Source organism: Candidatus Microthrix parvicella Bio17-1, from assembly GCF_000299415.1.
Lineage (GTDB): Bacteria > Actinomycetota > Acidimicrobiia > Acidimicrobiales > Microtrichaceae > Microthrix > Microthrix parvicella.
On record NZ_AMPG01000003.1, the window covers coordinates 174,749 to 189,288 of the forward strand.

The following is a 14,540-nucleotide window of genomic DNA, read 5'->3' on the forward strand; positions in this document are numbered from 1 at the left end:
GACCAGCATCGAAGAGGCCCAGCCTCGCTCGCGGCCCAAGCGCTGCACCGTCCGGTGGTTGAATCCCCAAGAGCGGCGACATGCGACGAACGACGAGAATGCCGCGTCGGTGAGCGCCGTGTCCGCAGCCGGCGATCTGAGAAACGACCGGATCGGGATGCTGGTCGTCAGCCACCACGTCGGCGAACCGATGATGACGAGGCCGAAATGGCCGGTCGTCACGACGTTTGGGACCTTGATCTCGCGGGTCGCCTTGCGCATCTGTGCAGGAAGCATCCTCAGCACATCGGTGAACCCGTTGTTCATCGGGAACTTCGAGAAGTTCTTCGCCCAGCGCTTGTCGGTCAGCTCGATCTTCGCGGTCGTGACGTCGCAGCCGCCGGCCTCCAACGTGTCGGTCATGGCCTCGGTCACTCGACGCGCCTGCTGGGTGTACGTGTAGGAGACGAACAGGACTCGCTTGTTGACAGCTGTGGCCACGGTCGGCCTCTTCGTTGAGGTGCCCGGGTGACGTTGTTCGCCGGGATGCGGTGGAGGTCACCCTCACCCGGCAGAGCGATATCCATCATCACCCGCTGCGGGTGATTTCGAGAAGGCAGCCGGGAAGTGGCCGACCGTGGGGCCGACCGTCAGTAGGTTTGCGAGGATGAGTACAGATTCTCTCCCCAGCTGGCGCCCCGGTCCCACCAAGGAGGCTGTTGTCGAGTTCGTCACTGCGGTGACCGACGACGGGTCGCCGGACTACGTGGCGGAGGTCGACCGTGTTGCGGTGTTCGACAACGACGGCACGCTCTCGACCGAGATGCCGCTGTACACCCAACTGGCGTTCGCTTTCGACCGGGCGGCGGCACTGGGTAAGGCCGCCACGATGGAGGAGCTGAAGGCCGGGGGGCTCCCCGCTGTGCTCGAGCTGGTCAAGCTGACCCACGGTTCCATCAGCACCGACGACTTCGAAGCGGTGGTCCAGGAGTGGGCGGCCAGCTCGACCCATGCCCGGTTCGAACGCCTCTACACCTCGCTCGTCTACCAGCCGATGCTCGAGCTCCTCGCCTACCTCAAAGCCAATGGCTTCTCATGCTGGATCTTCTCGGGCGGTGGCGTCGACTTCATGCGGGGTTGGGCGCCGGAGGTGTTCGGCATCGATCAGCACCAGATCATCGGCAGCACCGGGACGGTGACCTTTGAGTTGGCCGACGACGGCAAACCGCGTCTGATGAAGGGCGCCGACCTCGCCGTACTCGACGACGGGCCGCAGAAACCGATCTCGATTCACCAGCACGTTGGCCGACGCCCGATCTTCGCCGCCGGCAACACCGACGGGGACCTGCCCATGCTGCAGTGGACCGACGGCAGCCCGCATCGCTCGTTCGGCCTCGTCGTTCACCACACCGACGGCGAGCGCGAGTACGCCTACGACGTCGACCCGCTGCTCGGGTCCGGCACCGAAGCCGTGTTGGCCGGAGCAGCGGAGCACGACTGGTCGGTCGTCGACATGGCCACCGACTGGGACACGATCTACAACCAGGAGCAACCATGACCGAACCATTTGCCGGGAAAATCGAAATGGACATCCGGGATTCCGAACCGGACTGGACGCCGTTCGAGCCGCCCAAGGCCCCGGAGGGTTCGCCCAACGTCATCTACATCACGCTGGACGACGTGGGCTTTTCGGCGTTAAGCGGATACGGCGGGCCCATCGCGACGCCCAACATCGATCGCATCGCCGACGATGGCGTGCGCTACACGCAGTTCCATACCACGGCGCTGTGCTCGCCGACGCGCTCGTGCCTGCTGACCGGGCGCAACCACACCCGCAACTCGATGGCGTGCATCACCGAGGCTGCGGTGGGGTTCCCCACCGCCAGCGGCACGATCCCGCCCGAGAACGGGATGCTGTCGGAGATCCTCGGCGAGCTGGGTTGGAACACCTACATGGTGGGCAAGTGGCACCTGTGCCCCACCGACGAGATGAACCTGGCATCGACGCGGCGCAACTGGCCGAGCGGTCGGGGCTTCGAGCGCTGGTACGGGTTCCTCGGGGCCGAGACCAGCCAGTGGTATCCCGAGCTGGTCTACGACAACCACGCGGTGGACCAGCCGTCGCTGCCCGAGGACGGCTACCACTTCAGCGTCGACATCACCGACAAGGCGATCGAGTTCGTCCGCGACGCCAAGGCCGTCGCCCCGGAGAAGCCGTTCTTCCTCTACTACTCACCCGGCGCCTGCCACGCCCCGCACCACGCCCCCAAGGAGTGGATCGACAAGTTCAAGGGCCAGTTCGACATGGGCTACGAGGAGATGCGCGAGCAGACCCTGGCCCGCCAGAAGGAGATGGGCATCGTCCCTGAGGACACCGTGCTGCCGCCGATCAACCCGATCGGCACCTCCGAGACGCGGCAGGGTCCCGACGGGCAGCCCTTCTCTCCGGTCGACGTCACCCGCCCGTGGGACTCGTTGTCGCCGGAGGAGCAACAACTGTTCGCCCGCATGGCCGAGGTCTACGCCGGGTTCCTCGCCCACGCCGACCATCAGATCGGCCGGTTGCTCGACTTCCTCGAGTTCATCGGCGAGCGGGACAACACCCTGATCATGCTGGTCTCCGACAACGGCGCCAGCGGCGAGGGCGGCCCCGACGGCTCGGTCAACGAGATGATGTTCATGAACGGCATCCCCGACGACATCGACGCCAACCTGGCCATGATCGACGAGCTCGGCGGACCCAAGACCTACAACCACTACCCCAACGGTTGGGCCATGGCCTTCAACACGCCGTTCAAGATGTGGAAGCGCTACGAGTTCGAGGGCGGCACGGCCGACCCGTGCATCGTCTCCTGGCCCGCCGGCATGGAGGCCCGCGGTGAGCTGCGAACCCAGTACCACCACGCCATCGACTTGGTTCCCACCGTGCTTGACGCCCTCGGGGTGACCGCGCCGTCGTCGATCAAGGGCACCACGCAGAGCCACTTCGACGGCGTGAGCATGCGCTACAGCTTCGACGACGAATCAGCCGCCGGGGAGCGTACGACGCAGTTTTATTCCATGCTCGGGTCCCGCGGCATCTGGCACGACGGTTGGAAGGCCGTCACCACCCACCCGACCATCAGCGGATGGGGCAACTTCAACGACGACGAGTGGGAGCTGTACCACACCGATGTGGACCGCTCGGAGGTCAACAACCTCGCCGACGAGCACCCCGACAAGCTCCGCGAGCTGATCGGGATCTGGTTCGCCGAGGCGGGCGCCAACCAGGCGTTTCCGCTCGATGACCGAAGCGCTCTCGAGATTCTCACCACACCGCGCCCGCAACTCACCCCGCCACGCGATCGCTACGTGTACTTCCCGGACTGCGCCGAGGTACCCGAAAGCCAGGCGGTCAGCATCCGCAACCGCTCGTTCGCCATGGCCGCCCTGGTCGATATCCCAGGTCCCGGCGCCGAGGGTGTCCTGTGCGCGCAGGGTTCCCGGTTCGGTGGGCACAGCCTCTACGTCAAGGACAACCGGCTGCACTACGTCAACAGCTTCGTCGGCATGTTCGAGCAGAAGATTGCTTCGACCGTCGACCTCCCGACCGGGACCAACCTCATCCTGTCCGCCGCATTCGAAAAGACCGGCGAGGACCCGCCCGGCGTAGCTTCCGGGACGCTCTCGCTGTTCCACGGCGACGAGAAGGTCGGCGAGGGCGACATCAAGCTTCAGCCCGGCAACTACATGATCGCCGGCGAAGGGCTGTGCGTCGGTCGGGACAGCGGCCACCCGGTCACCGACGACTACTCCGGCAGCTCACCGTGGAAGTTCACCGGCGGCACGATCCACCGCGTTGCGGTCGACGTCAGCGGCGAGCCCTACCTCGACCTCGAGCGAGAGGCCGAGGCCCGCTTCAGCCACCAGTAGGCAACCACCGGTGGGCAACCTCCGGTGGGCAACCTCCGGTAGCCCCGTCAGACGTCGTCGGGGCGCTGCTCGTGGAAGCGGGCACCGTGGGTTCGGCGATCCTCTTTCATCTCGGACTCGAAGACGTGGTGTCGTCCTCCGACGAGCTGTTTACGCAGCTCGTCGGAGGCGGCGCGGACGACCGACCAGTAGATCGCGTCGTACTCCTCGACGATCTGAAACGACCAGCGGCCTTCGAGGGCGTTGCGGCCGACGAGTTCGGTCTCGATGCGCTGGGCCTGGTCCGGGTGGCCGGCGTCGCGAAGCTGGTCGGCGGCTTCGCCGATCAGCGCGTCGGCGTGGCCCATCATCTGATGAAAGTCGTAGAGGTGGCCCCTGGCCCGCTCGATCCACTCGAGGGCCTCGTCGAACTTGCCGACCGCCTCCACAGTCTGGTCGCTGACCCCTGGGGGGCGTCGATCTCGTTCGAGCCATGGACGGTCGCTGGGTTCGCTCATCGGGGGCTGCCCTTCGCTCGGGGAGGCGGATGGCCAAACCTTAGAGCGACGCGGAAAGACCCGGTTCGAAATCGAACCGGGTCTCTCTCAGTGTCCCCCCGGACAAACGTGACGTGCGACAAGTGTGACAGAGGGCGTGAGAAATTGCCTAACTGGCCGTGCGAGACCGCATCGTCGTTGTGACGGGGAATCGCCGTGACGAGCGACGAGCGCTCGCTGACCGTCGGATCCGCAACCAGCGTGAGCAGGTCGGTGACCCCAAAATCGTCGACGAGCGTGTCGGACACCTCGATGAAGGCCTGCGCCAGTTTTGCTTCCCGCAGCATCAAGCCACCCTCGCGCAGCGGCCATCCGAGCGACGGTCAACCGACGTTCAGCGTGCCCGATTCTCCGGCCTTGGGCGCGCTGTCGCTCACCTTGGCCCGGACGAGGTCGAGCACCTGCACCGCAGCGTTGGGGGCGGACCACCATTCGATCTGGCGCGCTTCGATCCGCATCGCAATCGGCTCGCCGTCCTCCTCGAAAAAGGTCTCGCTCATCGCATCGAGCATCCCGTCGAGTCGCTCCTTGGAGCCATCCAAGGAAAGGCGGCCCGAGCACGACACCCACAGCCCCCGCTCGCCGGTAAACGAGGCGTTCACCGGCGACCCGTCCGACGGCGTCACCCACGACGCATGACGGTTGACCAGAAACCACAGCGCCCCGTCGTCGTCGATGCGTTGCAAGGTGACCGGACGCGACGACAGGTGGCCATGTTCGTCTCGCGTGGTCACCATGGCCACCTGCCTGCCGCTCAGTTTGTCCTGAAGATCCTCGATCGATTCGATCCGCTCGGTCATCCGCTCGCTCCTCGATGGTTGTACATGGCGATTACCCCGATGGTCCGGTCGACAAACCGCCGCTGTGGCTCTTCGGAGTTTGGTGGTGTCCGGGCGCAGCGCACCCGACGGACGGACCGGGGTGCGAGACCCGGTGTCGTGGGGCGGATACCGGTTCACAGTGAGGGGGTGCCGACGAGCGATGCGCTGGGTGCCGACCCCGAGGCTTTGGAACGGCTGGCCGTTGCCATGCGCGCCGGCGGTGCGTCGCTGGACGGTGCCGACGTGCGCTTGCGTCGTCGTCTGGCGTCGGTCGCGTGGAGCGGGCCCGACGCCCGATACCTTCAAACGGCTTTTGACGCCGGCGTGCGGCGGGAGTTGGACCGCGCCGGTGGCGAGCTCCGATCCCTGGCCGATCGGCTGGAATCCCAGGCACTCGAGCAGCGTCAGGCATCGGGCGACGCCCAGGCCGGCCCGGGGGAGCGCGTCGGCGAGGTGCGAACCGATCCGTCGGTCGGCGGACACGCCGGGGCGGCCGGTGGCGAGACCACGCCGTTGAACGTGCTGACCGAGACCCACACGCTCGGCGTCGAGGCCGGAGCGTCGCCGGTCGACGCGCGCGCTGAGGCCACGTTGACGCTCACCGTGTTGGACGACGGTTCGGCCAAGGTGCGCGTGCACACCGACCAGCGCATCGGTGCCCTGCTCGGCGAGGCCGGCGCCGGTGCCGGTGTTGGGCTGACCGGATCGAACGAGGTGATGGTGTCCTTCGCCGACGAGGCCACCGCCCGGAGCTTCGTGACCCAGATGTCCGACGCCCTCATGCCCGACGGTGACGCACTGGCCGACATGGGGGCGCCACCCCGGTGGGCGGTCGCAGCGGGTTTGTCGCTCCCGGCCGTGCTCGTCGGTGGCGGCAAGGCGATCGTCGACGACGTGTCCAGCGATGCCGCCGGAGTGCTGATCGCCCATCAGCCGACCGCGATCGATGGCTCCGCCGGAGGTTCCTTGGACACGTGGGCAACCGGCGCGGTCGACCGGTTTGGCATCGACGCCGAGATCGCCCGTGGAGCGGCCTACCACCCGACCACCGACACCTGGGTGACGTCGACCACCGTGAGCGCCGGCGCAACCGCGCAGGCCATCGGCGACCTGGGGATCGACCTGTCCGGTGAAAGCACGATCTCGACCACGATCGGGGCCGAGGGCATCACCGAGGGCACCTGGTCGGTCGAGACGACCGGCGCCGGCGCCGCAGCGCTGTTCGGCGGGTTGGGCATCGGCACCGGGGCCCCGGCGGTCGATCCGGGGGGCGATGAGGTCGTGCGCTTCGAGGCCACGTTGGCTGCCGACGACGCCCAAACCCGGGCGGCGCTCAACGAGTTCAACCAGGGGCACCCGGCGCCGCACCGGGCGGTGGCGACGCTCGGTCGGATGGTGCGTGAGGGCGAGTTGACGATCACGGTGGAGCGGAGCGAGGTCTCCGACCTGGGCCGCAGTTACGGGCCGATCCGTGTGATCTCGGACCACGGGGTGACCCGCACCCAAACCGCTTCCCGACGCAGCCCGGGCGGACCCTGGCGACGTGTGCGCTGACCGCGCTCAACGTCGAGGGCCGCCGACCGCGGCCTGCGCCGCCTCGCCGCTGCGAGGCCCGGCCTGACCGGCGCAGTGGGTATCATGGGGCACACGGAGCGTCGGAATCGTCCGGCGATCGCTATCCGTCCGGGAGGAGCGCCCATGAAGGTGGTTGTTGATTACGACCTGTGCGAGTCGAACGCGGTGTGCATGGCCATCGCTCCCCAGGTGTTCGAAGTGCGCGACGACGACTTCCTCTACGTGCTCGACGAGAACCCGCCCGAGGAGCTGCGCTCCAAGATGGAAGAGGCGGTCAGGCGCTGCCCCAAGCAGGCCATCAGCCTTGAGGGCTGAACGCCGCGGGGTTGTTGTCGACATCGCTCACAGCCTGGAGAGCGTTGTTGGATGAGCCCCGGCCGGTCACCCCGGCCGTCTCCGGAGGGGACCTTGCCCGGGTGGCGATCGTCGGTGCGTCCATCGGGGGCATGTCGACCGCGTCCGGGCTGAGAGGTCACGGCTTCGACGGCGAGATCGTCATGGTCGAAGCGGAGGCCGAGCTGCCCCCGGATCGACCGCCGCTCTCGAAGCAGGTGCTCACCGGCGAATGGCCGCTGGAACGCGCCCGCCAACCCGGGAGCGCCACGCTGGACGAGCTTGGTGTCGACCTGCGCTTCGGGCGGCGCGCAGTCCGCCTGGATGTGGCCACCCGCACCCTGACGCTCGATGATCACGAAACCGTCTCCGCCGATGCGGTGGTGCTGGCCACCGGTTCGGCCGCCCGTCGGCCACCGATCCCGGGCATCGACCGCCCGGGCGTCCACCTGCTGCGGACCGGCGCCGACGCAGCGGCGCTGCGGGCCGGCCTGGCCGCCACCCCGCAGCGGGTCCTGATCGTCGGTGCCGGTTTCATCGGCTTGGAGGTGGCCGGTTCGGCACGGGAGCTCGGCCTTCCGGTGACGGTGGTCGAGGCCTTCGCCACCCCGGCCAGCCGGGTGCTGCCGCCCGCGATCGGCATGGCGCTGGCCGCCGCTGCGGTCGACGCAGGCGTCGACCTGCGCACCGACACCTCGGTCGAGGCGCTGCTCGGCCCGGGCGTCGAGGGCGCAGCCGGAGGCGACGGCGATGCGCCGGTGGCCGGCGCCCTCCTGAGCGATGGCACGACGCTGGCCGCCGACCTGGTGCTCGTCGCCGTCGGCGCCGCTCCCGCCAGCGGTTGGCTGAGCGACACCCCGGGCATCGATCTTGACGACGGCGTGCTCGCCGACGCCACCGCCATGGCGGCGCCGGGGGTTGCCGTGGTTGGGGATCTCGCCCGGTGGTGGCATCGTGGCGCAGGCGGGTTCGTGCGCGTGGAACATTGGGACAACGCCATCGAGATGGGGCGCTACGTCGGCGCCCGGCTGATGGCCGGCGACGACGCCGAGCCGTACACGCCGGTGCCGTGGATGTGGTCCAACCAGTTCGGCGCCAAGTTCCAGCTGGCCGGCCGCGTCAGCCCCGACGATGCGCTCACGTGGATCGATGGCACCCCCGAGGACCGGGCCTGGGTCGGCGTGACCCACGACGGCACAACCGTGAAGTCGGTGATGGGCTACAACCGCAACCCGAAGGTGATGCGCATCCGGATGCGCATGGACGGACCCGATGGGTTGGCGCTCGTCGACCTCCTCGCCGCCGAGTCGACGCAATGACACGATGACCGGAGCCGCCTGGGGCCTGTTGTGCCTGACCCTGCTGATCGCGCTGGCAGATTGGGTTGCGGTCGCCGCCGACCGACGACCCGCCGAGTACGCGCTGAAGCCGGCCACGATGGTGGCGCTGGGGGCCGTCGTTCTGGCCCTCGACCTGCCCGACGGCCAGCTTCGATGGTGGTATCTGGCGGCGATCGTCGCCTCCCTGGCCGGCGACGTGTTCCTCATGCTGCCCGAGACCGCCATGGACCCGGAGCCGGCGTTCGTCGCCGGGCTGGGCTCGTTTCTGGTGGCCCACCTGCTGTACGTGGTCGGCATGATCATCCTCGGTGTCTCCGGTGGGGCGCTCGCCGTCGGTGCGGCGGTCGCCCTGGTGGTGATCGCCACCGTCGGCCGACGGGTTGTCATCGGCGCGAAGGCGACCGACCGGCGCCTGTTCGCGCCGGTGATGGCCTACGTGGCGGTGATCGCTGTGATGATCGCCACGTCGTTTGGCACGGGCATCGTGGTTGGAATTGTCGGCGCGTTGTTGTTTGGCCTGTCCGATTCGGTGATCGGCTGGACCCGCTTTCTGCGGGACTTCCCCCACAGCCGGGTGTTGGTGATGGTGACCTACCACCTGGGGCAGGTCGGCCTCGTGCTGGCGTTGGCCACCGCCGGCTGAGTGCCGGCGCCCTGGGGACCCCGGCGGCGGTCGATCAGCTCCCAACCCTGCGGACCTGCAGGCTTCGATCTGCCAGGCGGCCGACCGACCACCGGCCCCAGACACCGCCGACCGCGTGCCGGGTGTGGTCGAGCCAACGGTTTACCTGGGGCGAGTCGACGCGGCGCAACACCTGGCGGACACCGCCCTCGGCGATCGTGTAGCCGGCCCAGACGCCGGGAAAGTCCTTGGGCGAGCCGACCTCGGTGGTGGCGACGCCGGCCACGGTGCGGAGGCGATGGGAATGGGTGTGGCCGGAGCTGACCAGCAGCAACTCGCAGACGTCCGCCAACCGGCGGAGCAGCGCTTCGCCTTGGTGACGGGGCACACCGGGCGGGTAGCTCCAGGCGTGGTCGAAGCGCTCGATGGGGTGGTGGGTCAGCACCATCACCGGGTTGGGGGCGGCGCGGGCCAGCTCGATGGCGGCGGCGCCGACCTCGTCGGTCACCCGGCCACCGTGAGCGCCGGGTCGGATCGTGTCGACGCACAGCACGCTGAGGCCGGGCAGGTCCACCCGACGGGCCGGGTGGACCGCGTCGATGCCGACCGCTGCCGCTCCGTCGACCGGCGACATCATGCCGGCGCCGTTCTGTTCGTGGTTGCCGCTCATGACGGTCGCCGGCGGCCGCGGGAGGTCGAGCAGATGGCCGGCCAATGCCCACGCGGCCGGGGTGGAGCGGTCGACCAGGTCACCCTTGATGAACAGGTGCCCGGCGCCCCAGGCGTTCAGTTGGTCGAGCGCCGCCGAGGCGGCCCGGAGGTGAATGGGCCCGGCGTCCGCTCGCGGCGGGTCGCAGCCGAGCGGTGAGGTCGGTTGTGGCTCGAACATCCTCCCTCGGAGGCCGAACACGTCGAGGCCCAGGTGAAGGTCGGAGAGGGTGGCGAACCGGCCGAGCTCGGCGCCGAGGGGCGCCATCGTGGTCAGCCGCACGCACCCGGCCGGTCGGCCATCGACATCGAGGGCGACCCGGCTGCTGCTCGCCGGTGGCAGCCCGGCCAGCTCGATCGATCCGCTGCCGTCCAGGTAGGGCCGCGCTCCGAGGATATCGCCGCTGCCCAGGTCCCGAGCGGTGATCGTGGCGTCGGGATCGGTTTCACAGCGCTGCACACCGGCGGGGCCCCGATCGGACTGGAGCAGCGTGCCCAACCAGGTCAGCTGGGCGGTCGTGTCCTCGACGGCGAAGACCAGCGGCCCACGCCTCAGCCCGGTCGGGCCCAGCGCCGGCCGCGCTCCGGGTACCTCGATGAGGGCCTTCGGCCTCACCGCCGATCCCGCGTTCAGACACGACAGCGTGTCTGCAACCGCTGGGATCGGCAAGCGGGGCCCCACTCAGGCACCGCCGGGGACGCGTTGTGCGATCAGCCCTCCAAGCGATGGGCGCGAGCGCTCGACCAGCGCCCGATGCACCGCCTGCAACTCCAGGCTCTGTTGCACCAGCTGGTCGCCCGACCCGAGGGGATGCCGAGCGAGGAACTGCGGAGCCCCTCGCTCGGCGTCGGGGTCGGCGACGGCATCGTCGGTCAGCCAGCGAATGCCCTCGATCATGCGGGGCAGCGCGTTGGTCGGGAACCGTTCGGTGATGTCGCCCCAGCGGTCGATGAGGTAGCGCCAGGCGATCGCACCCAGCGTGGGATGGCTCAACGCGCGCATCAGGACGTAGGGGGCGTTTTGGGTTCGCACCTCGTTGGTGACCAGGTCGAGCGTGGCCTCGAAGTCCTCCCGGGACGGTGTATCGACCAGCGCATAGAGAAAGCGCACCTCCTCCTGCGGGTTGTCCGCAGCACGCCAGCGGGCCATGAGGTCGCGGTGCTCGGCGGCCGACGCGTCGGCCGCCACCACCCCGGTGGCCGACGCCAGCAGGTTGGCGTCCACCTTGGCGGGGTCGGCGGCGAGAAGTTCGCGGGCGGCCTGCTGCGTGGCCGGATCGGCACCGGTCACCCCGGCGATCCCAAACAGCACGGCGTACAGGTCCTGGGCGGCGGCGTCGCCGTCGTGTGCCAACCGGGCCGCATCCTCGAGCGCAACGAAGGAGACCGAGCGCACCCAGGCCTGGAACTGGTCGAGGTGGTCGTTGGCGATGAGCCGACGAAGGCCGCCGAACACGCCGCCGAGACGCCGCCACACCGCCGGATGGCGGTCGTCTGTCATCGCCTCACACACCTCGACCACACGCGAGACCTCGACTCGGCCCGCCAGGAGATCTGCCCACGTGTCATCCACCACCAGGTACCGCTCGATCGGCTCCAACTCGCCAAGGTGTGCAAGCAGGTTGTCCATCAACTCACCGTCGTGGTGGGTGCGCCAGAAGCCATTTCCCGACGCATTGCCCATCACCCACCGGGCATCGGACGGCACCGTCATGGTCGAGTCGGCCTCCACCAGTTGGTCCAGCACCAGTCGGCCGTCGGGCGTGCCCACCGAGAGCCGCGCGGGGATGGGCCAAGTTCGGGCCTCGGCCTCGTCGGCGCCGAGGGGTACCGCACGCCGCTGCGTGAGCGCCAGAGTGTCGCCGCTGCGAGCCACGTTCAGTGCCGGGTGGCCGCCGCGAAGGATCCAGGCGTCCATGATGTGCCCGACCGGAGCATCGGAGGCCGACTCCAGGGCGCTCCAGAGATCGTGTGTCACCGTGTTGGCGTAGGCGTGGTCGGCCAGGTACCGCCGAATGCCGTCCCTGAAGGTCTCCTCGCCCAGAAACTGCTCCAGCATGCGCAGCACCGAGGCGCCCTTTTCGTAGGTGAGCACGTCGAACATGCCCTCGGCGTCGGCCGGGGTGTGAACCTCAAACTCGATGGGTCGGGTGGTGCTGAGGGCATCCACCGTGAACGCCGCCGACCGCTCCAGCCCGAACTCCGCCCACACCTCCCACTCGGGTCGGAAATGGTCGGTGCAGCGCATCTCCATGAACGTGGCGAAGGCCTCGTTGAGCCACAGGCCCTCCCACCAGGCCATGGTCACCAGGTCGCCGAACCACATGTGCGCCAGTTCGTGGTTGACGACCGCCGCCAGGCGTCGCTGCTCGGCCCGGGTGGCCCGCGATGGGTCGATCAACAACAGCACCTCGCGGAAGGTCACGCAGCCCAGGTTTTCCATGGCACCGAAGGCGAAGTCAGGCAGGGCGACCAGGTCGAGCTTGTCGCCCGGGTAGGCGATGCCGTAATAGTCCTCGAAGTACTCCAGCGCGTGCTCGGCGGCCTCCAACGCAAAGGCGGTGAGGTGGGCCTGGCCGGGTTGATGAACCACGCGCACGGGGGTGGTGCCCACCAGGTGTGGCTCGGTGGCCTCGAGCGGACCGACCACCCAGGCCACCAGGTAGGTGCTCATCACCATCGTGTCGGCAAAGCTCACCCGCACGAGCCCGCCGTCCACCGGAACCCGCCCGATTTCGGCGCTGTTGGAGATGGCGAGGTGGTCGTCGTCGGTCACCAGCGAGACACCAAAGGACGCCTTCATGTCCGGTTCGTCGAAGCACGGAAACGCCCTCCGGGCATGGGGGGCCTCGAACTGGGTGGCGGCGAGGGTTGCGGTGGTGCCGTCCGCCGCCTCGTAGGTGGACCGGTAGAACCCCACCAGGCCGTCGGAGATCTCGCCGGTCCAGGCGAGGTGCAACGTGGCCGTGCCTGGGCTCAGCTGGTTTGCGAGGCGCAGCGTGACCGTCTCGGTCTCGTCGTCGTCGGTCACCTCCGCCGTTTGGGTGGTAACAGCACCCTGACCAGCAGCCTGACCATCGCCCTGGCTCACCTTGGCCAGGGTGATGGTCAGGTCCAACGCGTGCAGCGTCACCGTGTCGGTCGCCTCGGCGAGGGCAACCTCGATGTCCACCGTGCCGGCGAAGGTGGCGGCCACCAGGTTGGGGGTGATCTCCAGCGCGTAGTGGCTGGGGACGACGGTGCGGGGTAGCCGGTAGGCGGACTCGGACACGTGGACTCCTTGGCGCGTGTGCTGCGCGGAACGTTCGAACGATGGCGGCCGCCCAACCTACCGCCGCAGATTCGCTGACGGTCTCGGGGCGGGACCCGTGGCGTCTGAGGCGCCAACCTGGTCGATCGGCATCATGGAGAATCCAGATCGGGATTCCAGTACAGTGGCGTCAGCCAAGGGGGCCCATGAAGGTCGACGCAGCCGTCAACGAGTACGTCAGGCGCGGGGCGGAGGTGGCCGGGGTCCACGGTGGGCTCCTCGAGGTGCTGACCAGCTCGTATCGCGAGCTCGACGTGCAGCTACCGATCCGGTGTGAGTCGGGCGAGCTGCTGTTGTGTCGGGGTTACCGGGTGCAGCACAACGGTGCGCGTGGCCCGTACAAGGGAGGCATCCGTTACCACCCGTCGGTCAACCTCCCCGAAATGCGGGCGATGGCATCGCTGATGACGTGGAAGAGCGCGTTGGTGGACGTGCCCTTTGGTGGGGCCAAGGGCGGAGTGGCGGTGGACCCGGACGTGTTGACCGAGTGGGACCTTCAGCAGATCACCCGAAAGTTCGCGCAGCACATTCATCACGTACTCGGTCCGTATCGTGACATTCCAGCACCGGATGTCAACACCAACGCGCAGACCATGGCGTGGTTCATGGATGCGTACTCCGACATCAACGGGTACACCCCGGCCGTCGTCACCGGGAAGCCCGTGAGCCTGGGCGGTGCCCCGGGCAGGGAACAGGCGACCGGGTGGGGCGTGGTTGACGTGCTGGCCGCGTACTTCGAACACCATGGCGACGACGTGGCGGGTAAGCGCGTGGCCATCCAGGGCTTTGGAAACGTGGGCTCCTGGGCGGCCGAGAAACTTGGGCGCATCGGCGCCACGGTCGTGGCCGTGTCCGATGTGTACGGCGGCATCCACTGCGCTGATGGCCTCAACATCGAAGCGCTCTCGCGGGACGTCAAGGAGGGTGCAAGCGTTGGCGAAGTGAGTCAGGGCGAGCTGATCACCAACAACGAACTGCTTGGCCTGACCTGCGACGTGGTGATTCCGGCTGCGCTTGGCGAGGCCATCACCGAGAAGAACGTGGGACGCATCTCCGCCGAACTGGTGGTTGAGGCCGCCAACTTCCCAGTGACGCCCGAGGCGGACGCGGTGCTGAACGACCGGGGCATCCCGGTGATCCCCGACATACTCGCCAACGCCGGTGGGGTCGCCGGAAGCTACTTCGAGTGGACCCAGAACATTCAGCAGTTCACCTGGAGCGAGGACAGATTTGGCAAGGAGTTGTGCGCCAGGCTCAATACGGCCACTCGAACGACGCTGAGGAGGGCCGAGGATGCGGCGGTCACCATGCGGGAGGCGGCGTTTGCGATTGGTGTCGAACGGGTGGCAGAGGCCACCCGGTTGCGCGGCTACGTCTGAACACGCACCCGTATGGGTGGGACAT

Annotated in this window: 13 protein-coding genes; 8 read left to right on the plus strand and 5 right to left on the minus strand. The window is 68.4% G+C overall.

What is annotated here, in order from left to right; genetic code table 11:
* The first annotated feature begins 58 nt into the window (after positions 1-58).
* From MPARV_RS0114095 to MPARV_RS0114105, 3 genes are all read left to right on the plus strand, one after another.
* A complete protein-coding gene (locus MPARV_RS0114095; protein WP_172636587.1) occupies positions 59-442 on the plus strand; it encodes a hypothetical protein in 384 nt (127 codons plus the stop codon).
* A gap of 204 nt (positions 443-646) precedes the next feature.
* Positions 647-1,537 (plus strand): HAD family hydrolase, encoded by an 891-nt coding sequence (locus MPARV_RS0114100; protein ID WP_012226400.1) that lies wholly within the window; start codon positions 647-649, stop codon positions 1,535-1,537.
* Positions 1,534-3,891: an arylsulfatase gene (locus MPARV_RS0114105; RefSeq protein WP_020378742.1), complete on the plus strand. Its 2,358-nt coding sequence runs from the start codon at positions 1,534-1,536 to the stop codon at positions 3,889-3,891. The genes MPARV_RS0114100 and MPARV_RS0114105 overlap by 4 nt, the downstream gene beginning before the upstream one ends.
* 47 nt (positions 3,892-3,938) lie before the next feature.
* Here the strand turns inward: MPARV_RS0114105 and MPARV_RS0114110 are convergent, their stop codons facing one another.
* Genes MPARV_RS0114110 through MPARV_RS24860 form a run of 3 tightly spaced genes read right to left on the minus strand, consistent with a single transcriptional unit; the run spans position 3,939 to position 5,227 of the window.
* Entirely contained in the window at positions 3,939-4,388 is a 450-nt protein-coding gene (locus MPARV_RS0114110) for a hypothetical protein (RefSeq protein WP_031278648.1), read from the minus strand.
* Positions 4,385-4,714: a hypothetical protein gene (locus tag MPARV_RS0114115; protein ID WP_012226395.1), complete on the minus strand. Its 330-nt coding sequence runs from the start codon at positions 4,712-4,714 to the stop codon at positions 4,385-4,387. Before MPARV_RS0114115 ends, MPARV_RS0114110 begins: the two co-directional genes overlap by 4 nt.
* A 36-nt stretch (positions 4,715-4,750) precedes the next feature.
* Positions 4,751-5,227, minus strand: coding sequence for a pyridoxamine 5'-phosphate oxidase family protein (locus MPARV_RS24860; protein ID WP_020378744.1), 477 nt, complete (start codon positions 5,225-5,227; stop codon positions 4,751-4,753).
* 168 nt (positions 5,228-5,395) lie between these two features.
* Between MPARV_RS24860 and MPARV_RS24865 the strand changes: the two genes are divergently transcribed.
* The 4 genes from MPARV_RS24865 to MPARV_RS22915 all read left to right on the plus strand — a co-directional run bounded on the left by MPARV_RS24865 (position 5,396) and on the right by MPARV_RS22915 (position 9,139).
* Complete coding sequence (locus tag MPARV_RS24865) at positions 5,396-6,802, plus strand: hypothetical protein (RefSeq protein WP_031278652.1); 1,407 nt, start codon at positions 5,396-5,398, stop codon at positions 6,800-6,802.
* Between the two features lie 144 nt (positions 6,803-6,946).
* A complete protein-coding gene (locus tag MPARV_RS0114130) occupies positions 6,947-7,138 on the plus strand; it encodes a ferredoxin (protein ID WP_012226389.1) in 192 nt (63 codons plus the stop codon).
* A gap of 47 nt (positions 7,139-7,185) precedes the next feature.
* Positions 7,186-8,475: an NAD(P)/FAD-dependent oxidoreductase gene (locus MPARV_RS0114135; RefSeq protein WP_157789646.1), complete on the plus strand. Its 1,290-nt coding sequence runs from the start codon at positions 7,186-7,188 to the stop codon at positions 8,473-8,475.
* A gap of 4 nt (positions 8,476-8,479) precedes the next feature.
* A complete protein-coding gene (locus MPARV_RS22915; protein WP_012226386.1) occupies positions 8,480-9,139 on the plus strand; it encodes a lysoplasmalogenase in 660 nt (219 codons plus the stop codon).
* A gap of 34 nt (positions 9,140-9,173) precedes the next feature.
* Here the strand turns inward: MPARV_RS22915 and MPARV_RS0114145 are convergent, their stop codons facing one another.
* Both MPARV_RS0114145 and MPARV_RS0114150 read right to left on the minus strand, forming a co-directional pair.
* Complete coding sequence (locus tag MPARV_RS0114145) at positions 9,174-10,442, minus strand: metallophosphoesterase family protein (RefSeq protein WP_157789647.1); 1,269 nt, start codon at positions 10,440-10,442, stop codon at positions 9,174-9,176.
* A gap of 66 nt (positions 10,443-10,508) precedes the next feature.
* Positions 10,509-13,097 (minus strand): M1 family metallopeptidase, encoded by a 2,589-nt coding sequence (locus MPARV_RS0114150; RefSeq protein ID WP_020378747.1) that lies wholly within the window; start codon positions 13,095-13,097, stop codon positions 10,509-10,511.
* A gap of 185 nt (positions 13,098-13,282) precedes the next feature.
* Here MPARV_RS0114150 and MPARV_RS0114155 point away from each other — a divergent pair, with 185 nt between their 5' ends.
* Positions 13,283-14,515, plus strand: a complete 1,233-nt coding sequence (locus tag MPARV_RS0114155) for a Glu/Leu/Phe/Val family dehydrogenase (RefSeq protein WP_020378748.1) — start codon at positions 13,283-13,285, stop codon at positions 14,513-14,515.
* Positions 14,516-14,540: the final 25 nt, after the last annotated feature.